This window comes from Paraburkholderia sp. 32 (assembly GCF_050435345.1).
Classification (GTDB): domain Bacteria; phylum Pseudomonadota; class Gammaproteobacteria; order Burkholderiales; family Burkholderiaceae; genus Paraburkholderia; species Paraburkholderia tuberum.
In genome coordinates, this window is sequence record NZ_JBNDKD010000003.1 from 293,586 (window position 1) to 313,242 (window position 19,657).

Consider the following 19,657-nt stretch of genomic DNA (forward strand, 5'->3'; position numbering starts at 1 on the left):
GGCGCCGTGGGCTGTTGTAACGGCGCTGTCGCGAGTGCGGCAATGATGGCGGAACGGTACAATATGGCGCTTTTATGTCAGCCATAACGTGACCCATTTCCAGGATCCCAATGTTCGGTCGATTCATGCCCACCGAGGGCAAGTTCTTTGAAATCTTCAATGCGCACGCAACGTGCATCATTTCGGCAAGCCGCGAACTCGAGCTCCTGATCGACAATCTGCAGGACGCCGAAACCCACAAGCAGAACGTACAAAAGGCCGAGAAAGCGGCCGACAAGCTCACGCACGAAGCCATCGACCTGCTGCACAAGACCTTCATCACGCCGCTCGACCGCGACGAGATCCACAAGCTGATCACGACGATGGACGACATCCTCGACCTGATGGAGGACGTCGCCACCGCGATCTCGCTGTATGACGTGCAAGCGGTCACGTCGGAGGCGAGCCAGCTCGCGCATATCTGCACGGCGACCTGCGAGCGCGTGCAGTTCGCGGTCAGCCTGCTGTCGGACATGAAGCAGGCGAGCCAGATCCTGAAGGCCTGCGAGGACATCGACCGGCTCGAATCGGAGGCCGACAGCGTGCTGCGCGCGGCGATGTCGAAGCTGTTCCGCGAGGAAGACGACGTCAAGGTCCTGATCAAGCTCAAGGCGATCTACGAGCTGCTCGAAACGATCACGGACAAGTGTGAGGATGTGGCCAACATCATCGAAGGCATCGTGCTGGAAAACGCATAATGCAATCGATACAACTCGCTATCTGGGTCGTCACCGGCCTGGTTGCCATTGCTTTGGTGTTCGACTTCATGAACGGTTTTCACGACGCGGCGAATTCGATCGCCACGGTCGTGTCGACCGGCGTGCTGAAGCCACAGCAGGCGGTGGCGTTCGCGGCGGCGTTCAACGTCATCGCGTATTTCGTGTTTCACCTGAAGGTGGCCACGACCGTCGGCAAGGGCACGATCGACCCGGACATCGTCGACCACTACGTGATCTTCGGCGCGTTGGTCGGCGCGATCGCGTGGAACGTGATCACCTGGGTCTACGGCATTCCGTCCAGTTCGTCGCACGCGTTGATCGGCGGCCTCGTGGGTGCGGCGCTCGCGAAGTCGGGCTGGGGATCGCTGAACTGGGATGGCCTGATGAAGACCGTCGCGTTCATCTTCATTTCACCGCTGCTCGGCTTCGTGCTCGGCTCGTTTTTCATGCTGCTGGTGTCGTGGCTGTATTTCCGCACGCCGCCTAGCAAGGTCGACCGTCGCTTCAGGCGTCTGCAATTGTTTTCCGCTGGCCTGTACAGCCTGGGTCACGGTGGCAACGACGCGCAGAAAACCATCGGCATCATCTGGATGCTACTGATCGCCACCGGCTTCGCGTCGATGAAGGCGGACGCACCGCCGCTGTGGGTGATCGGCGGCTGCTATCTGTCGATGGGTCTCGGTACGCTGTTCGGTGGCTGGCGCATCGTGCGCACGATGGGCCAGAAAATCACGAAGTTGAAGCCGGTCGGCGGCTTCTGCGCGGAGGCGGGCGGAGCGATCACGCTTTTTACCGCCTCGGCGCTTGGCATTCCCGTCTCTACCACGCATACGATCACCGGCGCGATCGTCGGAGTCGGCGCGACGCAGAAGCTGAGCGCGGTGCGCTGGGGTGTCGCCGGCAACATCGTCTGGGCCTGGATTCTGACGATCCCGGCTTCCGCGGTGCTGTCCGGCGGGGCCTGGTGGCTGGGCCACCACTTCCTGTAATCACCATGCGATGCATGGCCTGCGCTGCCGGGTTCGGCTGAGTTTGGCTGAACAGCACGCGCGGGCCTTCGGCTACATGCCGCCCATGGCATCGCACCGGTGTCCCTACGCAGTTCGACTAAAAAGCGCGTTGCACGACGCGTTCAGATCAGCGGCGCATTCGCACCATCCATCGGAATGATCGCGCCCGTCACATAGCTCGCGCGGCGGCTCGCGAGGAACAGCGCCACGTCGGCGATTTCCTCCGGCTTTGCATAGCGCCCGAGCGGCATCCGGGCCTGGCCGCGCGCCAGCGCTTCGTCATTGCCGATGCCTTGCTGCGCCGCTTCCAGCCGGACCGCTTCCTCGACGCGCTCGGTCAGCGTCGAGCCCGGATTGATCGCGTTGATGCGGATGCCATAGCGCGCGTAGTAGTGCGCGAGGCCGACGGTCGCGAGCATCAGCGCCGCGTTGGCCGCGCCGCCTGCGATATGGATGTCGCTCGCGACCTTGCCGCCCATACCGATGATATTGACGATCGTGCCCGGCTCGGCACCGCCGTTGGCTTTCGCGCGCTCGGCCATACGGCGCAGCACTTCCTGCTGCGGATAGATATACGGGAAATACTTCGCTTCCATCGTCGCGCGGAATGCGTCGGCATCGAGCGTCTCGGGGTCGTACCGGCGCGCTGCGCCGGCACTGTTGATCAGCACGTCGATCGGGCCCACGGCGGTGCTGACTTCCTCGACGATGTCGGCGGCGCTGTGCGCTTCGTGCAGGTCGGCGCGCGTGCGGTGCACGTGGAATCCTTCCTGTTTCAGCTGTTCGTAGGCGCGCGCAAGGTTGGCGGGGTCGCGCGACACGATCGCGACCTTCGCGCCTTCCTGTGCGAAGGCGCGCGCGCACGCGAAACCGATGCCTTTGCTGCCGCCGGTGATGAGCACTACCTTATTTCTGAGCCCGAGTTCCATGGTCGTTACCCGCCGTCGAAAGAATATCGATGACGATAGCAGATCACGGCGTCAGAAGTTGCCGTTCGCGAAACGGGCGATCGGGTCGTCGCTGCTTTGCGTGGGTGCGGGCACGCCGTGGGAAGCCGTCGACGCACGCATGAGCTGCACGGATCCAGTGCCTTCGGTCTGCTGCATCTGCCGGGCCTGGCGTTCCGCGATGGAGGCGGGTGGCGGCGGTTCGAATGCATCGGCGGCGGCGTCGATCGGGTCGGGCGAAGGTTGGGCAAGGGTGCGGGCGGTCGTCGCGGACTGCATCGGTTGAGCGGGCGAACGAGCGCCGCTTTCAAACGTGCTCGTCTGAGCCGCGGGGACCATCGTCGCTGCCACGGCGCCCGCTGAGCGTGCCTGCAGCTGCGCGGCGCCGAGGCCCGACGGCGGCGGCTCGAATTGATCGGCTTGCACGACGGGCGTGCCGCCGCCTGCACGGGTCGCCGGCGTCGCGCTCGCGACCGGCCGGGCGGTTGCCATCGACGCCGGGCTGGACAGCGCCGTCGGGCCCGCGTAGGTCGACGCTGCCGGAACTGCCACGGTTGTTGCCGTGCCCGTCGCCGCGGCCGCAGCACCTCGCTCGGTTTGCGGCGCCGCAGCCTGATAGCTCGGCGTATCGAACGGCGCCGGCGTTGCCGCCGGTCCCGCCATCCGGCGGATGCCGTCGAAGCGCTTCGCCCAGTAGGGATTGGTCAGATAGTCGAGCCGCACGGTGCCGCCCGTCGATGGCGCGTTGACGAAGCGCAGCTTGCCCACGTAGATGCCGACGTGCGAATGCGCGCGCCCCGTCGTGTTGAAAAAGATCAGATCGCCTGGCGCGATTTCGTCCGGTTCGATCGACTCGCCGCGCCCGCTCATCTCGGCCGTCGTGCGCGGCAGGTTCACCGACGCCGCGCGCAGCACGACGTACCGCACGAGCCCGCTGCAATCGAAGCCGCTGTCGGGCGTATTGCCGCCCCAACGGTAGGGCACGCCGACGAGACTCATCGCCTGAATGGAGATTTCCTCGCGGCCGATGCTGTGATCGACGAAGTGGGGAAAGCCGGGCGGCGGCGCGCGATAGGCGCCGTTCGCGACGACGCTGCCGCCTGGCCCGCGCGACGTCTTCTGCGGCGCGCCGGCACAGGCGGCGAGCAGCAGGACGGGCAGCAGCGATAAGGCGAGTCGGCGCATGAAGACGGCACGGGCGGTAAGCGCCCATTTACTCACTGAGGATGTCGGGATGGTAGCCGCCCAACAAGGCTGCGGCAAGAATTGTTGATAAATTACTTGAAGTTGGTGCGCTAAGTGTTGCCTGCGTGGAACGCCGGCGCAATAAAAAGGCCGCGTCCGGAACGAACCGGACGCGGCCTGCGATCAAAAGCCGGAAAAAAAACCGGCGAACGACGTCTAGAGAATCTCCGACGCGTAGTCAGCGAGGCGCGAGCGCTCGCCGCGCGCGAGCGTCACGTGTCCGCTGTGCGCCCAGCCCTTGAAGCGATCGACCACATAGGTCAGGCCCGAACTGCCCTCGGTCAGGTAAGGCGTATCGATCTGCGCGATGTTGCCAAGGCAGATGATCTTCGTGCCCGGACCCGCGCGCGTGACGAGCGTCTTCATCTGTTTTGGCGTCAGGTTCTGCGCCTCGTCGATGATCAGATACTTGTCGACGAACGTGCGGCCGCGCATGAAGTTCATGCTCTTGATCTTCAGGCGCGAGCGGATCAGCTCCTGGGTCGCGGCGCGGCCCCATTCGCCGGCGGCGTCGTCGGTTTTCTGCAGCACTTCGAGGTTGTCGTCGAACGCACCCATCCACGGCTGCATCTTTTCCTCTTCGGTGCCCGGCAGAAAGCCGATGTCTTCGCCGACCGGCACCGTCGCGCGCGTCACGATGATCTCGTTGTAGCGCTTGTCGTCGAGCACCTGCGCGAGGCCCGCCGCGAGTGCGACCAGCGTCTTGCCGGTGCCGGCCTGGCCGAGCAGCGTGACGAAGTCGATGTCCGGATTCATCAGCAGGTTCAGCGCGAAGTTCTGCTCGCGATTGCGCGCCGTGATGCCCCACACGTTGTTCTTGTGGTGGCCATAGTCACGCAGCGTTTGCAGCAGCGCGGTCTTGCCGTTCAGTTCGCGCACCAGCGCATGAAACGCGGGCTCGCCGTTCTGCGGCTCCAGATAAACGAACTCGTTGACCAGCATCGATGCGCACAGCGGACCCGTCACGCGGTAGTACGTGGTGCCGGTTTTCGTGTCCTGCCAGCTTTCCATGCCCTTCGCGTGCCTGGTCCAGAAGTCTTGCGGCAGCGCGCGGATGCCCGTGTACAGCAGGTCGCTGTCCTCGAGCACCTGGTCGTTGAAGTAGTCTTCGGCGGGCAGACCGAGCGCATGCGCCTTGATGCGCATGTTGATGTCTTTCGACACCAGCACGACCTGGCGATCCGCGCGATCGCGCTGCAGCGCGCGCACGACGCCGAGGATCTGGTTGTCGGCCTTGCCTTCGGGCAGACCTTCGACCGGCTCGATCGCGGTCAGCCGGGTCTGGAAGTACAGCCGCCCGGACGCCTCGCGGCTGCCCAGACGCGCGAGCGAAATGCCGTCGGCCATGTCGCCCGCGTTCGCGACGAGCGCGTCGAGCGTGCGGCTCACCTGACGCGCGTTACGCGCGACTTCCGACATTCCCTTCTTGTGGTTGTCGAGCTCTTCCAACGTCATCATCGGCAGATAGACGTCGTGCTCCTCGAAGCGGAACAGGCAGCTCGGATCGTGCATCAGCACGTTGGTGTCGAGCACGAAAAGCTTCTGCACCTCGGCTGGCGTGGCGCCCGTGCCACGTTTCTTGCGCGTGGCGGCAGGGCTCGCTGCGGCGGGCGCGGCGGCTGTTTCGTCCGTGCGCTGCTTCGCGGCGGGCGCGCGTGCGACGACCGGCTGCGCTTCTGTCGCGTCGGCTTCGAACTGCGGGCGTGCGGACGGAACCGGCTGCAACAGAGCGGCGGTCTGCCTGGTCTTGCGGCCGCGCGCGGGCGCGGGTTGCGCGGCGGGCGGCGACTCGACGGCGGGCACGGGCCACAACGTAGTGGCGGCGTTGGCAGCGTGCGCCATCGGTGTGGCGACATTGACGCGGCCGTAATCGGCCGACTCTGCGGATTCCCCTTCACGCGCCTGTTTTTTCGCGGCGGAGCGCGCGGGCGTGACGGCTTTGGCCTTGTATTCGTCAGGCGACAAAAGATTGCCGAGCTTGTTGGGGGGAGTAGGCAAAGGCATGGTTTCCCTCGAAATGATCGGGTCACATATCGTGCGCCGCCCGTCGCATTCTGACGATGCCCTCACGGGACATCGAGTCTGCGCGAGGAGGCGCGCATTCGGTCTAGAGATGCCGGTTCGCCTGGTTTTCGATAGGCTCCTTGACGGAAGCGCGCGAACCAATGAACGAACGGTCGCGCGCAATTAAAAAAGCCGCCGCCCCGGCATTCGGGGCAAGCGGCTCGACGATGATGCTCACGTTGCGCCTCACGCTCCGAACGGCACCGGTGGATCCGGTCAGGCGGCCGTCAGGGCTGGCGCAGCGGAGAACAATGTGGGGTGGACAGGCACTCATTGCGGGCCAATATAACGCGCATCAAAGCGCTTGTACAGCCTCCAGAATGTCGTCGACGTGGCCCGGCACTTTAACGCCGCGCCACTCGTGGCGCAGCACGCCATCGGCGTCGATGAGGAACGTGGAGCGCTCGATTCCCCGTACCTCTTTGCCATACATTTTCTTCATTTTAATGACGGCGAAGAGGGCGCACAGCGTTTCTTCCGGGTCGGAAATCAGCGGGAAGGGTAGTTCGAGCTTAGCCTTGAAGTTGTCATGCGAACGCAGGCTGTCGCGCGACACGCCGATCACTTCCGCGCCGGCTTTCTTGAACTTCGGATACAGATCGCGGAACTGCAACCCTTCGGTCGTGCAGCCCGGCGTGTTGTCCTTCGGATAGAAATACAGCACCACCTTCTTGCCCCGCAGCTTTGACAGCGTGATTTCGCCGCCCGTCGCGGCGGCGGTGAAGTCGGGGATGGGTTGGTCGACTGCGATGGACACGAGGTTCTCCGGTTATTGGGGCTGGCGTCGCTAGGTGCCGCGGCGTCGGCCGGTCTGTCGTCGAGGTTGTTGTTGTTCGGGGATACGGTCGGCGCGCGGTTGTCCGATCGTCAGACCCGGCAAGGAAGCGGGCAACAGGCGGGCAACGGGCGGGCAATGGGCGAGCAACAAGCGGCGCGCCTTCCAACGACTCCCGCGTCGCGGGCCTTCAGGGCTGGACGATCAGTTCGCCGGAGCGTCCCGGAATCTCGCCCCACGCGACAGGGTACGATGGCAGCGTGTCGCGGTCTAGCGTGGCGTAGTAATCGCCCATCGTCGCGAACGTGTGGCCCTGGGCGCGCCAGCCTTCGAGCAACTGTTCGAAAACCGGCGCGAGTTTCTGTCCTTCGAGTTCCGCGTGCAGCGTGAACACCTGGTCGTGCGGATTTTTTTCAGTTTGTTTCAGCATCCACGCGGCGACGTTGTGCGTATCGACACCATCGACACCGAGCACTTCGTCGAGCGTCGGGAGCGTGGTCGGCATCTGCACGTGCTTCAGCGTCCTGCCGTCGACCACCGGCAGATATGGCGAGTGGCCACGGCCGTCGGAAGCGTAGCGCATGCCCCACGCGTCGATCTGCTCGAACGCGTGGCCGTTCATCTGCCAGCCCGCGGCGCCGTGCGTGACGGGCGGCGCGCCGAATATCTCGATGAACCGCGCGTGGCTCCGCTGCATCTGCGCGACGGTCCACGCGCGATCTTTGGCGCGCACGTTGTCCTGCCAGTACACGTGATCCCACGTATGGATGCCGCACTCGAAGCCGGCTTCGTGGATCGCGCGCATCTCGACCGCGGCCTTCGCGCCGATGTCCGGACCGGGCAGCAGCACGCCGTACATCAACTGCCTGACGCCGTAATGCTCGACCACCGACGTGCGCGACACCTTCTTCAGAAAGCCCGGCCGCAGCACGCGGCGCATCGCCCAACCGGTGTGGTCGGGCCCGAGGCTGAACAGGAAGGTGGCGCGCGCCTTGAAGCGGTCGAAGATGCGCGCGAGATTCGGCACGCCTTCGCGGGTGCCGCGCAGCGTGTCGACGTCGATCTTCAGGACGATGCGAGCCAAGGACGCGCCCTTATTGCTGTTCGACGAGTGCGCGGGCTTCCGCGACGTGGCCGCGATACGCTTCGAAAATCTTGCGCAGCGCTTCGTCGAAAGTCGACGTGGGTGCCCAGCTGAGTTCCTGCTTCGTGTTGTCGATCTTCGGCACGCGGTTCTGCACGTCCTGATAGCCGTTGCCGTAGTACGCGCCCGACGACGTTTCGACCAGTTGCACCTTCCTGGCCAAGTCCGCGTATTCGGGGAATTCGGCCGCGAGTGCCAGCATCTTGTGCGCGAGCTCACGCACCGAGAAGTTGTTGATCGGGTTGCCGATGTTGTAGATCTTGCCGGTGGCGACGCCGTTCTTGTTCTCGATGATCTTCATCAGCGCGCTGATGCCGTCGTCGATGTCCGTGAACGCGCGCTTCTGCGCGCCGCCATCGACGAGGCTGATGTTCTCGCCGCGCACGATGTGGCCGAGGAACTGCGTGACCACGCGCGAGCTACCTTCCTTCGGCGTGTAGATCGAGTCGAGGCCCGGGCCGATCCAGTTGAACGGACGAAACAGCGTGAAGTTCAGGCCTTCCATGCCGTAGCCCCAGATCACGCGGTCCATCAGCTGCTTCGAGCACGCGTAGATCCAGCGCGGCTTGTTGATCGGGCCGTACGACAGCTGCGATTCTTCCGGATCGAACTGCTCGTCCGTGCACATCCCGTAGACCTCGGAGGTCGACGGAAACACCAGATGCTTGCCGTACTTGACGGCTGAACGCACGATCGGCAGGTTCGCCTCGAAGTCGAGTTCGAACACGCGCAGCGGCTGCTTCACATACGTTGCGGGCGTGGCGATCGCGACGAGCGGCAGAATCACATCGCACTTCTTGACGTGATATTCGACCCATTCCTTGTTGATCGTGATGTCGCCTTCGAAGAAGTGCATCCGCTCATGATTGACGAGGTCGCCGAGACGTTCGGTCTGCATGTCCATCCCGAACACTTCCCAGTCGGTGGTTTCGAGAATGCGTTTGGACAGGTGATGGCCGATGAAGCCATTCACACCCAGAATCAGGACTTTTTTCATGAATGAGATTGGATGAGCTGGGCGAATTCCGCCGGACTGACGGCAGACTCGCCGCCGTCGTGCTGGTGCCGCAATTCGTGGATGTTGATCGCGCGGCCGTCGCCGCAGATCGCGAAAACGGCATTATCGCTTACGTGCAGGCCCGGGGGCAAATCCGAGCGGAGCGCGCCGGGCGCGGCCAGACGCGCGCGCGCGACGATGAAACGGCGCCCGTTCAGCTCGGTGAAAGCGCCCGGATACGGCGGCGCGACCGCGCGGATCAGGTTGTAGACCTGTTGCGCGGACTGATTCCAGTCGATGCGGCCGTCTTCCGGTTTGCGCCCGCCGTAGTAGCTGCCATGCGCGAGATCGTTCGGCAGATGCGGCGCCTCGCCCGCGAGCAGCGCCGGCAGCACGCGCCACAGCGTTTGCTCGGCGGCGACCGTGACCTTGTCGAAGACCTGCGCGGCGGTGTCGTCGGGCAGGATCGGCACCGGTGTTTGCGCAATGATCGCGCCGGCGTCGGGCTTCGCGGCCATTTCGTGCAGCGTTGCGCCGGTTTCGCTTTCGCCGTTGAGCACCGCCCAGTTGGTCGGCACGCGGCCGCGATACTTCGGCAACAGCGAGCCGTGCATGTTGTAAGCGCCCCGTGCGGCGATCGCGAGCAGGTCGAGCGGCAACATGTGGCGGTAGTAGAACGAGAAGATGAAGTCCGGCCGCGCGGCGCTCACCGCGGCGCGCAGTTCGGGGCTCTTCGGATCGGCCGGCGTGACGACGGCAATGCCGTGCCCGGCTGCCACCGACGCGACGCTGCCGAACCAGATGTTCTCGCTCGGGTTGTCTTCGTGGGTCACGACGAGCGCGACCTCGACGCCGCGCGCGAGCAGCACCTGCAGGCAGCGCACGCCGACGTTGTGATACGCGAATACGACGGCGCGCGGCTTCATGGATGGTGTCCCTGGTCGGCGACCGGCACCGGCTGCACGCCTTGCACGACGGTCTGACGCGGCGCTTCGGCGACGGCCCCGCCGTCGCGTTGCTCGAGAATGGTCTGCACCAGATAACGCGGCCGCGCACGCACCTGCTGATAGATCCGGCCGATGTATTCACCGAGCAGGCCGAGCGCGAAGATGATCACGCCGAGCAGGAAGAACGTGATGGCGAACAGCGTGAACACACCTTGCACTTCCGCGCCGATGATGAAACGGCGAATCAGCAGCAGGACGAACAGCGCCGCGGACCCTAGCGACAGGATCACGCCGATGAACGACAGCCATTGCAGCGGCACCACCGAGAAGCCGGTGACGAGGTCGAAATTCAGACGGATCAGCGAGTACAGCGAGTACTTCGACTCACCGGCGAAGCGTTCCTCGTGCGCGACCTCGATTTCCACCGGATTCTGCGCGAACGTGTACGCGAGCGCCGGGATGAACGTGTTGATTTCGCCGCAGCGGTTGATCGTATCGACGATATGGCGGCTGTAGGCGCGCAGCATGCAGCCCTGGTCGGTCATCTTGATGCGCGTGATGCGCTCGCGCAGATGATTCATCGCGCGCGACGCCTTGCGGCGCCACAGGCTGTCCTGGCGCTGCCGACGGATCGTGCCGACGTAGTCGAAACCTTCGCGCATCTTCGCGACGAGCTTGCCGATTTCCTCGGGCGGATTCTGCAGGTCGGCGTCGAGCGTGATCACGATGTCGCCGCGCGACTGCTCGAAGCCCGCGAGAATCGCCATGTGCTGGCCGTAATTACCGTTCAGCAGGATCACGCGCGTGGTGTCGGGGCGCGCGCGGAACTGCCCGGCGAGCAGCGCCGCGGATTTGTCGCGGCTGCCGTCGTTGATGAAGATCACTTCATAACCGGTGCCGAGCGCGTCGAGCGCCGGATAGAGGCGCGCGAACAGCGCGGCCAGTCCGGCTTCCTCGTTGTACACCGGAATGATGATCGACACTTCCGGTGCGACGGCGCGATGTTCCGAATAAGTCATGTCCGCTTATTTTCCGTAGTGTTCGCAAATTTCGTTGACCGCGCGGCACACGCGCTCGACGTCGCCCTCGTTCATCAGCGTGAAGAGTGGCAGCGTGACGGTGGTGGCGCCGAAGCGCTCCGCGTGCGGGAACATGCCTTCCTTGAAGCCGCGCGCGCGGTACAGGGAAAACAGGTGCAGCGCCGGGTAGTGCACGCCCGAGCCGATGCCGCGCTCCTTCAGCTCGCCCATGAAGCCGGCGCGGTCGATCGACAGTTTTTCGAGCGGCAGCGTGATCTGGAACATGTGCCAGTTGCTGTTTTCGAAGTCCGCGGGCGGCAGGCCGACGCCGAGCTGAACGGCCGCGCCGCCTTCGAGTTGCGCGAAGTACGCGCGCACGAGCTTCTTGCGCTGCGCGATGAAGCGCTCGAGATGCGGCAGCTGGCCGAGGCCGACACGCGCGGCGACGTCGGTCAGGTTGTACTTGCCGCCGAGCACGTCGCAGTCCATGCCGTCGAAGCCGGTGCGCGTGATGCCCTGCAGCCGGTACTTCTGCGCGAGCACCGCTTCTTCCTCGTTGTTCAGCACCAGCGCGCCGCCTTCGACCGAGGTCAGGTTCTTGTTCGCGTGGAAGCTGAACGACACGATGTCGCCGAGCTTGCCGATGCGCTCGCCGTTCCAGGTGGAGCCGAATGCCTGCGCGGCGTCTTCGATCACGCGCAGCTCGTGCGCGCGGGCGATCCCGTACAGACGGTCCATGTCGACCGGCAGGCCCGACAGGAACACCGGCAGCAACGCCTTGGTGCGCGGCGTGATCGCTTTTTCGAGCAGGTCGAGATCGATGTTGCGCGTGATCGGGTCGATGTCGGCGAACACTGGCGTCGCGCCGGTTTCGAGGATCACGTTGCAGGTCGACACCCAGGTGGCCGGCGTCGTGATCACTTCGTCGCCGCGACCGACGCCGGCGATGCGCAGGCCGATTTCGAGCGTCGCGGTACCGGAATTGAAGGTGCGCACCGGGCGGCCGCCGCAGAACTCGGACAGCGCGGCCTCGAACTTCTGGTTCTGCGGGCCGGTGGTGATCCAGCCGGAACGCAGCACGTCGGCGACGCCCTGGATCGTTTCCTCGTCGATCTCGGGTTTGACAAACGGCAAAAACGGGACTTGTGACTGGCTCATGAATGCATCGCTCGATTGAAAGGGGCGCGGCCCGACGGGCGCGAAGTAAACCACAAACTACCCGCAAACCCAAGGCCGCGGCTTAAAAAACGCAACCGCTCAGCTTACCGCTGCCTACCTTACGTCACGCTTAGGCCGCGCGTGTGCCGCGCCGGTTCCTACGCGGGGCGCCGCGCCTAGCTGCGCGCGAGCACGACCACGCCGACGAGAATGATGCCGATGCCGACCAGCTTCTGCACCGACATCACTTCGCCAAACAGGTACCACGCGGCGATCGCGTTGACGACGTAGCCCAGTGACAGCATCGGATAGGCGATCGACACGTCCACGCGCGAGAGCCCGATGATCCACACCGCCACGCTGATCACGTAGCAGGCGAGCCCGCCGATGATCGGCGGCTGGGTTGCCAGCTTGAAGCCGATGGGCAGGATGTTCGCACGGGTGAATTCGAAGTGTCCAACGGCATTCGTGCCGGCCTTGAGCAGCAGCTGCGCGCCGGCATTCAGCGTGACGCCGGCCAGGATGCAGAACAGGGAAATCGGGTTCATCGAACGGTCTGGTTCTCGAAAGGGTTAGGGCTTTGCCGCGGGTGCGGAGACGGGGCCGGCGTGGCCGATGCCGCGGGCCTCACTTCCGCGACTGCCGAGGCGGCGTTAGCGGGGGTAGCGGGCGCTGCTGCCGCCGCTGCGGCCGGGGCGGCGGCGGGAGCCGCGTCGGCGAGCGGCTTCATCACCACCACGCGGCGCGGATCGCGCGCGATCACCTGCATCGGCACGCCTTGCTTGACGAGGCGGTCGTAGGTCGGCGGCGGGATCAGCGCGAGCGCGTAGCGATCGGCCTTCCAGCGCTCGATCCACGCGTCGACCGTCGGCACCCATTTTTGCGGCTCGACGGACACGCCGAATGCGAGCTCGTCCGGGTGCGCGACCATGATCATCGTGTGGCCGACGTAGAACGGCAGCGTGTGGTCGAGCACGCCGACCGAGTAGAACGGCGTGTCGGGCGGCAGCTTCGCGAGCTCGGCCTTGATCGCGGGCGCGAGCGGCGCGCCGGAACTCAGGCGCCCGAACACGTCGTGGCCGGTGCCCGCGATGGTGCCGAGCAGCAGCCAGCCCGCGCCGAACGCGGCGAGGCTGCCGAGACCGACTCGCGCGTTGGCGCCCACGCCGCCCTGGCCGCGGCGGTTCAGCCACAGCGCGAACAGCGTGAGCACGAACGCGACGGCTAGCGCGGCGAGCACCCACACGCGGTATTCGGCATACAGCTCGGCCGGATTGCGCGCAGTGCCGAAGCGCGGCAGGAACAGCGCCGCGAACGCGGCGACCACGAAAAACAGCGCGTAGCCCGCCAGATGCCGGCGCAGCTGCTCGCGCGTGACGAGCGGCAGATACATGCCGATCAGCATCGCGATCGGCGGCGCGATCGGCAGCGTGTAGGACAGCAGCTTCGAGTGCGACGCGCTGAAGAACAGGAAAATGAAGACGATCCACGTGAGCATCAGCGTGACCGGCGCGAAGCCGTTCGGCTGACGCGGCTGGCGCCACGCGTGGCGCACGCTTTGCACGGTTACCGACAGCCACGGCAGGAAGCCCACCAGCAGTACTGGCACGAAGTAGTAGAACGCGCCGGGGCGATTCTGCTCGGGCGTCAGATAGCGCTTGAACTGCTGAACGACGAAGAAGAAGTTCAGGAATTCCGGATTGCGCTGCTGCACGAGGACGAACCACGGCGTCACGATCGCGAGAAAAACGATCAGCCCGCTCACCAGATGCAGACGCTTCCACAGCGCCCAGTCGCGCGCGATCAGCGTGTAGAGCACCAGCACCGCGCCCGGCAGGATCAGCCCGACCAGGCCCTTCGAGAGCACCGCCAGCGCCATCGACGCCCAGCACACCCACATCCAGCCGCGCACGCATGGGGGCCGCAGATTCGGGCGCTGGGCGAGCAGCAGCGCGCACAGCGTAAGCGCCATCCAGAGCGACAGGCCCATGTCGAGCGTATTGAAGTGGCCCATCAGGTTCCAGTACGGCGAACAGGCGAGCACGAGTGCCGCGAACACGCCAGTCGCCGCGTTGAACACGCGGGCGCCGGTAAAGCCGATCAGCAGCACGCCGGCGAAGCCCGTCAGCGCGGTGTAGAGACGCGCCTGCCATTCGCCGATGCCGAACCACGCGAACGTCAGCGCGTTCGCCCAGGTTTGCAGCGGCGGCTTCTCGAAGTACTTGTAGCCGTTGTAGCGCGGCGTGATCCAGTCGCCGGTCAGGAACATTTCGCGCGCCATTTCGGCGTAGCGGCCTTCGTCGCTCGGCAGCAGATGGCGCCAGCCGAGCGGCACGAACCAGATCACGGCGAGAACCAGCACCAGCAACAGGATCGCGGTGCGATTGAGCGGTAGCCTCGACGGCGTATCGTTCATGAAATATCAACCCTTCTTGTTATCGACGGCGCGCACACGGGCGCGCCGCGGGGGGCCAGAACCGGGCCGGCCGGGTGCGCCGGCGCCGGGCACGCTCAGGCCTCGATCAGCAACGCGGCCGCGACCTTGCGGCCCTCGGCCATCAGAATGTTGTAGGTGCGGCAGGCGGCCTTGAAGTCCATCGTTTCTACGCCGATGCGTTTCGCGGTCAGCGCGGCGGTCAGGCGCGGGTGCGGAAAGCGCAGCCGCTCGCCGCTGCCGAACACGACCACTTCGGGCGCGGCGTCGACCAGCATCGCGAAATGCTCGGCGCTCAACTGCTCGAACGACGAGACGGGCCAGGGAATGACCGGCGCGTCCGGCAGCACGAGAATACTGCCCGCGTGACGCACCAGATTGATTTCGACGTAGTCGGCGCCGTAGCCGGTAACGGTATTGAGCGCGCCGCTGGAATCCTGATGTAATTTCAAATTGGTTTTCCGAAGTCGTCGTGAGACGTCATGCGTGTTGCCGGCCTGGCTGCACGTCGCACAGGCCGCGCGGTTCGACGCGTGTGGCACACGAGAAGGCCGAAAAGGCTTGCCGATGCGGGTGGTGCATTGCGGAAGTCGGCCAAAATCCGCTAAATTATAACTTTTTAGCCGCCTTGCGGCGCCCCTCGCTCAAGTGCCGCCACAAGCCGCGCTGGGCGCATCGCCGTGGCCCACCGGCCACCTGGGTTGGCATCGCCCGCTTTCGCTGCGTTTTTTTTCCACGCCGGAACCCGGAAAGCCGGGGCCGCTCGACAGTTCGACCCCATTTCGCGACTGGCCGCCGTTGCCGCCGTCGCGTCCGAATTCCCCGTAGCGGTGAATCCGAGCGGCCCGGCGTCGTCAGCCAGGCCCCGTTTGCCCAAGGTTTGCCCCAGCCATCAACCAGGATGAAGTGCCCGCCGTGAAACCAATTCTCAAATCCAACAAGTTGCTGAATGTCTGCTACGACATTCGCGGGCCCGTCCTCGAACATGCGAAGCGGCTCGAAGAAGAGGGTCACCGCATCATCAAGCTGAACATCGGCAATCTGGCACCGTTCGGCTTCGAGGCGCCGGACGAGATCATTCAGGACATGATCCTGAACCTGCCCAGCTCGTCGGGCTACTCCGACTCGAAGGGCGTGTTCGCCGCGCGCAAGGCGATCATGCACTACACGCAGAAAAAGGGCGTGCACGGCGTCGAACTGGACGACGTCTACCTCGGCAACGGCGCGTCCGAGCTGATCGTGATGGCGCTCCAGGGCCTCGTCAACGACGGCGACGAAGTGCTGCTGCCCGCGCCCGATTACCCGCTGTGGACCGCCGGCGTGAGCCTCGCGGGCGGCACGCCGGTGCACTACATCTGCGACGAGTCGAATAGCTGGATGCCCGACCTCGATGACATCCGCGCGAAAATCACGCCGAACACGCGCGCGCTGGTCGTGATCAACCCGAACAACCCGACCGGCGCGCTGTACTCGGACGAACTGCTGCTCGGCCTGATCGAGATCGCGCGCCAGCACGGCCTCGTGATCTTCGCCGACGAGGTGTACGACAAGATCGTCTACGACGGCAAGACGCACACGTCGCTGGCGTCGCTGTCCGAAGACGTGCTGACCGTCACGTTCAACAGCCTGTCGAAGAGCTACCGCTCGTGCGGCTATCGCGCCGGCTGGATGGCCATTTCGGGCCTGACCGGCGAGAACCGCCGGCTCGCGAAAGACTATCTGGAAGGGCTCGGCATCCTCGCGTCGATGCGGCTGTGCCCGAACGTGCCCGGCCAGTACGCGATCCAGACCGCGCTCGGCGGCTATCAGAGCATCAACGACCTGATCGTGCCGGGCGGGCGCCTGTACAAGCAGCGCGAGCTCGCCTACGACATGCTGACGGCGATCCCCGGCGTGAGCTGCGTGAAGCCCGAGGCGGCGCTGTACATGTTCCCGCGCCTCGACCCGAAGGTGTATCCGATCCAGAACGACCAGCAGTTCATCCTCGACCTGCTGCTCGAAGAGCGCGTGCTGCTCGTGCAGGGCACTGGCTTCAACTGGAAGACGCCGGATCACTTCCGTGTCGTGTTCCTGCCGAACGTCGACGACCTCGCGGATTCGATCAACCGGATCGCGCGCTTCCTCGACGGCTACCGCAAACGTCACACAGCCTGAGCCGGGGTCGCGTACGATGTGGCGCCTGATGTGTCAAATGAGGCGCGCCGCTCGTGCCACCCCCGACACCCTTTTCAAACCTCTACTAGAAACACACGCTGCATGGAACCGATCAAAGTTGGACTGCTGGGCTTCGGCACGGTAGGCAGCGGGACCTTCACGGTACTGCGCCGCAATCAGGAAGAAATCAAACGTCGCGCGGGTCGCGGCATCGAGATTGCGCGCATTGCCGTGCGCAACCCGGCCAAGGCGACCGCGGCGCTCGGCGGCGAAGCCGGCAGCGTGGCGCTGACCGATGACTTCAACGCGCTCGTCGACGATCCTTCGATCGCGATCGTCGCGGAAATGATCGGCGGCACCGGCATCGCGCGCGACCTCGTGCTGCGCGCGATCAACAACGGCAAGCACGTGGTCACCGCCAACAAGGCGCTGCTCGCGGTGCATGGCACGGAGATTTTCGAGGCGGCGCGCGCGAACGGCGTGATGGTCGCGTTCGAGTCGGCGGTGGCGGGTGGCATTCCGATCATCAAGGCACTGCGCGAAGGGCTGACGGCGAACCGCATCCAGTACATCGCGGGCATCATCAACGGCACGACGAACTACATCCTGTCGGAGATGCGTGACCGCGGGCTCGATTTCGCGACCGCGCTGAAGGCCGCGCAGGAGCTCGGCTACGCGGAAGCCGACCCGACCTTCGACATCGAGGGCGTCGACGCGGCGCACAAAGCGACGATCATGAGCGCGATCGCGTTCGGCGTGCCGGGTGCAGTTCGACCGCGCGTACGTCGAAGGCATCAGCAAGCTCGCCGCGATCGACATCAAATACGCCGAGGAGCTCGGCTACCGCATCAAGCTGCTCGGCATCACGCGACGCACCGACAAGGGCATCGAGCTGCGCGTGCACCCCACGTTGATTCCGGAAAAGCGCCTGCTCGCGAATGTGGAAGGCGCGATGAACGCGGTCGTCGTGCATGGCGACGCGGTCGGCACGACGCTGTACTACGGCAAGGGCGCGGGCGCCGAGCCGACGGCTTCCGCCGTGGTCGCCGATCTCGTCGACGTGACGCGTCTGCACACGGCCGACCCCGAGCACCGCGTGCCGCATCTGGCATTCCAGCCGGACAGCCTGTCGAACACCCCGATCCTGCCGATCGAAGAAGTCACGAGCGGCTACTACCTGCGCCTGCGCGTCGCCGACGTGACCGGCGTGCTCGCCGACATCACGCGCATTCTGGCGGACACCGGCATTTCGATCGACGCGCTGCTGCAAAAGGAATCGGAGCTCGTCGACGCGAACGGCAAGGGCGAAACCGACATCCTGCTGATCACGCACGAGACGGTCGAAAAGCAGGTCAATGCCGCGATCAGGTCGATCGAGGCGCTCGAGACCGTCGTCTCGCAAGTCACGAAGCTGCGCATGGAAGCGCTGAACTAGGCCGAACTATGAACTACCTCTCCACGCGCGGCGCCGGAGCCGGCGAGCGCCATACCTTCTCCGAGATCCTGCTCGGCGGTCTCGCGAAAGACGGCGGCCTGTATCTGCCGGCCGACTATCCGCGCGTCACCCCGGACGAACTCACGCGCTGGCGCACGCTGCCGTACGCGGATCTCGCCTTCGAGATCCTGTCGAAGTTCTGCGACGACATTCCCGCCGACGACCTGCGCGCACTGACGCGCAAGACCTACACGGCCGCGACCTACTGCAACGTGCGCGACGACGAAAGCGCCGCGCAGATCACGCCGCTGAAGACGCTCGGCGTCGAAGACGGCGCGCCGCTGTCGCTGCTCGAACTGTCGAACGGTCCGACGCTCGCGTTCAAGGACATGGCAATGCAGCTGATCGGCAACCTGTTCGAGTACGCGCTCGCGAAGCATGGCGAAACGCTGAACATTCTCGGCGCGACGTCGGGCGACACCGGCAGCGCCGCCGAATACGCGATGCGCGGCAAGAAGGGCATCCGCGTGTTCATGCTGTCGCCGCACAAAAAGATGAGCGCGTTCCAGACCGCGCAGATGTACAGCCTGCAAGACCCGAACATCTTCAACCTCGCGGTGCAAGGCGTGTTCGACGACGCGCAGGACATCGTGAAGGCGGTGTCGAACGATCACGCGTTCAAGGCGAAGTACAAGATCGGCACGGTCAACTCGATCAACTGGGCGCGGGTCGTCGCGCAGGTCGTCTATTACTTCAAGGGCTACTTTGCCGCGACGAAGTCGAACGCCGAGCGCGTGTCGTTCACGGTGCCGTCGGGCAACTTCGGCAACGTGTGCGCGGGTCATATCGCGCGCATGATGGGTCTGCCGATCGAGAAGCTCGTCGTCGCGACCAACGAGAACGACGTGCTCGACGAGTTCTTCCGCACTGGTATTTACCGCGTACGCAAGGCGGCCGAGACGTATCACACGAGCAGCCCGAGCATGGACATCTCGAAGGCATCGAACTTCGAGCGCTTCGTGTACGACCTGCTCGGCCGCGATCCGGCGCGCGTGCTGCAATTGTTCCGCGACGTCGAGGAGAAGGGCGGTTTCGATCTCGCGGCAAGTGGCGACTTCCCGCGCGTAAAGGAGTTCGGTTTCGTGTCGGGCAGCAGCAGCCACGACACCCGCGTCGACACGATCCGCGACGTGTTCCAGCGTTACGACACGATGATCGACACGCACACGGCCGACGGCGTGAAGGTCGCGCGCGAGCATCTGCAGCCCGGCATTCCGATGATCGTGCTCGAGACCGCGCAGCCGATCAAGTTCGGCGAGACGATCCGCGAGGCGCTGCTGCGCGAGCCGGAGCGGCCGGCGGCGTTCTCGGGGCTCGAGTCGCTGCCGCAGCGCTTCGAGGTCGTGCCCGCGGATGCGCAGCGGGTGAAGGACTTCATCGTCGCGAATACCGGCGAATAAGGGCGAGCGGGCCGCGTGAGCCGTTTTACGGCTCACGCGGGATGCCGCGTCGCTTCACGTTGATCGACGCCCACGCCCGCACTACGAGAAAACGCTGGCCGCACCCTCCG

Annotated in this window: 17 protein-coding genes and 1 pseudogene; 5 read left to right on the forward strand and 13 right to left on the reverse strand. The window is 65.0% G+C overall.

Annotated features, from left to right (window positions below; genetic code table 11):
* Nucleotides 1-110 precede the first annotated feature (110 nt).
* Together OKW26_RS24110 and OKW26_RS24115 are read left to right on the forward strand one after the other, a co-directional pair.
* Complete coding sequence (locus OKW26_RS24110; RefSeq protein ID WP_184043927.1) at nucleotides 111-737, forward strand: DUF47 domain-containing protein; 627 nt, start codon at nucleotides 111-113, stop codon at nucleotides 735-737.
* On the forward strand, nucleotides 737-1,747 hold the full coding sequence (locus OKW26_RS24115) for an inorganic phosphate transporter (protein WP_184029113.1): 1,011 nt from the start codon (nucleotides 737-739) through the stop codon (nucleotides 1,745-1,747). Before OKW26_RS24110 ends, OKW26_RS24115 begins: the two co-directional genes overlap by 1 nt.
* 143 nt (nucleotides 1,748-1,890) lie before the next feature.
* Here the strand turns inward: OKW26_RS24115 and OKW26_RS24120 are convergent, their stop codons facing one another.
* The 13 genes from OKW26_RS24120 to OKW26_RS24180 all read right to left on the reverse strand — a co-directional run bounded on the left by OKW26_RS24120 (nucleotide 1,891) and on the right by OKW26_RS24180 (nucleotide 14,950).
* The gene (locus OKW26_RS24120) at nucleotides 1,891-2,697 is read right to left on the reverse strand and encodes an SDR family oxidoreductase (protein WP_090804571.1); all 807 of its coding nucleotides are present in this window, start codon (nucleotides 2,695-2,697) and stop codon (nucleotides 1,891-1,893) included.
* 51 nt (nucleotides 2,698-2,748) lie between these two features.
* Nucleotides 2,749-3,900, reverse strand: coding sequence for an NlpC/P60 family protein (locus OKW26_RS24125; protein ID WP_429355455.1), 1,152 nt, complete (start codon nucleotides 3,898-3,900; stop codon nucleotides 2,749-2,751).
* A gap of 216 nt (nucleotides 3,901-4,116) precedes the next feature.
* Entirely contained in the window at nucleotides 4,117-5,964 is a 1,848-nt protein-coding gene (locus OKW26_RS24130; protein WP_429355456.1) for a PhoH family protein, read from the reverse strand.
* Nucleotides 5,965-6,067: 103 nt separating this feature from the next.
* Nucleotides 6,068-6,202, reverse strand: coding sequence for a hypothetical protein (locus OKW26_RS24135; RefSeq protein WP_260321379.1), 135 nt, complete (start codon nucleotides 6,200-6,202; stop codon nucleotides 6,068-6,070).
* A 117-nt stretch (nucleotides 6,203-6,319) separates the two neighbouring features.
* On the reverse strand, nucleotides 6,320-6,781 hold the full coding sequence (locus OKW26_RS24140) for a peroxiredoxin (protein WP_090804577.1): 462 nt from the start codon (nucleotides 6,779-6,781) through the stop codon (nucleotides 6,320-6,322).
* 208 nt (nucleotides 6,782-6,989) lie between these two features.
* On the reverse strand, nucleotides 6,990-7,883 hold the full coding sequence (locus OKW26_RS24145) for a polysaccharide deacetylase family protein (protein WP_429355457.1): 894 nt from the start codon (nucleotides 7,881-7,883) through the stop codon (nucleotides 6,990-6,992).
* 10 nt (nucleotides 7,884-7,893) lie between these two features.
* On the reverse strand, nucleotides 7,894-8,940 hold the full coding sequence (locus OKW26_RS24150; RefSeq protein ID WP_090804581.1) for a bifunctional UDP-4-keto-pentose/UDP-xylose synthase: 1,047 nt from the start codon (nucleotides 8,938-8,940) through the stop codon (nucleotides 7,894-7,896).
* Nucleotides 8,937-9,866 (reverse strand): formyltransferase, encoded by a 930-nt coding sequence (locus OKW26_RS24155; protein WP_187618797.1) that lies wholly within the window; start codon nucleotides 9,864-9,866, stop codon nucleotides 8,937-8,939. The genes OKW26_RS24150 and OKW26_RS24155 overlap by 4 nt, the downstream gene beginning before the upstream one ends.
* Complete coding sequence (locus OKW26_RS24160; RefSeq protein WP_184029067.1) at nucleotides 9,863-10,906, reverse strand: glycosyltransferase; 1,044 nt, start codon at nucleotides 10,904-10,906, stop codon at nucleotides 9,863-9,865. Before OKW26_RS24160 ends, OKW26_RS24155 begins: the two co-directional genes overlap by 4 nt.
* Nucleotides 10,907-10,912: 6 nt before the next feature.
* A complete protein-coding gene (locus tag OKW26_RS24165; RefSeq protein ID WP_429355458.1) occupies nucleotides 10,913-12,064 on the reverse strand; it encodes a DegT/DnrJ/EryC1/StrS family aminotransferase in 1,152 nt (383 codons plus the stop codon).
* Nucleotides 12,065-12,240: 176 nt separating this feature from the next.
* Nucleotides 12,241-12,612 (reverse strand): SMR family transporter, encoded by a 372-nt coding sequence (locus tag OKW26_RS24170; RefSeq protein WP_013089326.1) that lies wholly within the window; start codon nucleotides 12,610-12,612, stop codon nucleotides 12,241-12,243.
* The gene (locus OKW26_RS24175; protein WP_429355459.1) at nucleotides 12,609-14,480 is read right to left on the reverse strand and encodes a glycosyltransferase family 39 protein; all 1,872 of its coding nucleotides are present in this window, start codon (nucleotides 14,478-14,480) and stop codon (nucleotides 12,609-12,611) included. The genes OKW26_RS24170 and OKW26_RS24175 overlap by 4 nt, the downstream gene beginning before the upstream one ends.
* Nucleotides 14,481-14,575: 95 nt before the next feature.
* Nucleotides 14,576-14,950: an Mth938-like domain-containing protein gene (locus tag OKW26_RS24180; protein ID WP_090804589.1), complete on the reverse strand. Its 375-nt coding sequence runs from the start codon at nucleotides 14,948-14,950 to the stop codon at nucleotides 14,576-14,578.
* A gap of 454 nt (nucleotides 14,951-15,404) precedes the next feature.
* Between OKW26_RS24180 and OKW26_RS24185 the strand changes: the two genes are divergently transcribed.
* From OKW26_RS24185 to thrC, 3 genes and pseudogenes are all read left to right on the forward strand, one after another.
* Nucleotides 15,405-16,652 (forward strand): pyridoxal phosphate-dependent aminotransferase, encoded by a 1,248-nt coding sequence (locus tag OKW26_RS24185; protein WP_090804591.1) that lies wholly within the window; start codon nucleotides 15,405-15,407, stop codon nucleotides 16,650-16,652.
* Nucleotides 16,653-16,754: 102 nt separating this feature from the next.
* Nucleotides 16,755-18,087 (forward strand): annotated as a pseudogene (locus OKW26_RS24190) (homoserine dehydrogenase).
* 8 nt (nucleotides 18,088-18,095) lie between these two features.
* Nucleotides 18,096-19,547: a threonine synthase gene (gene thrC, locus OKW26_RS24195; protein WP_429355460.1), complete on the forward strand. Its 1,452-nt coding sequence runs from the start codon at nucleotides 18,096-18,098 to the stop codon at nucleotides 19,545-19,547.
* Nucleotides 19,548-19,657 lie beyond the last annotated feature (110 nt).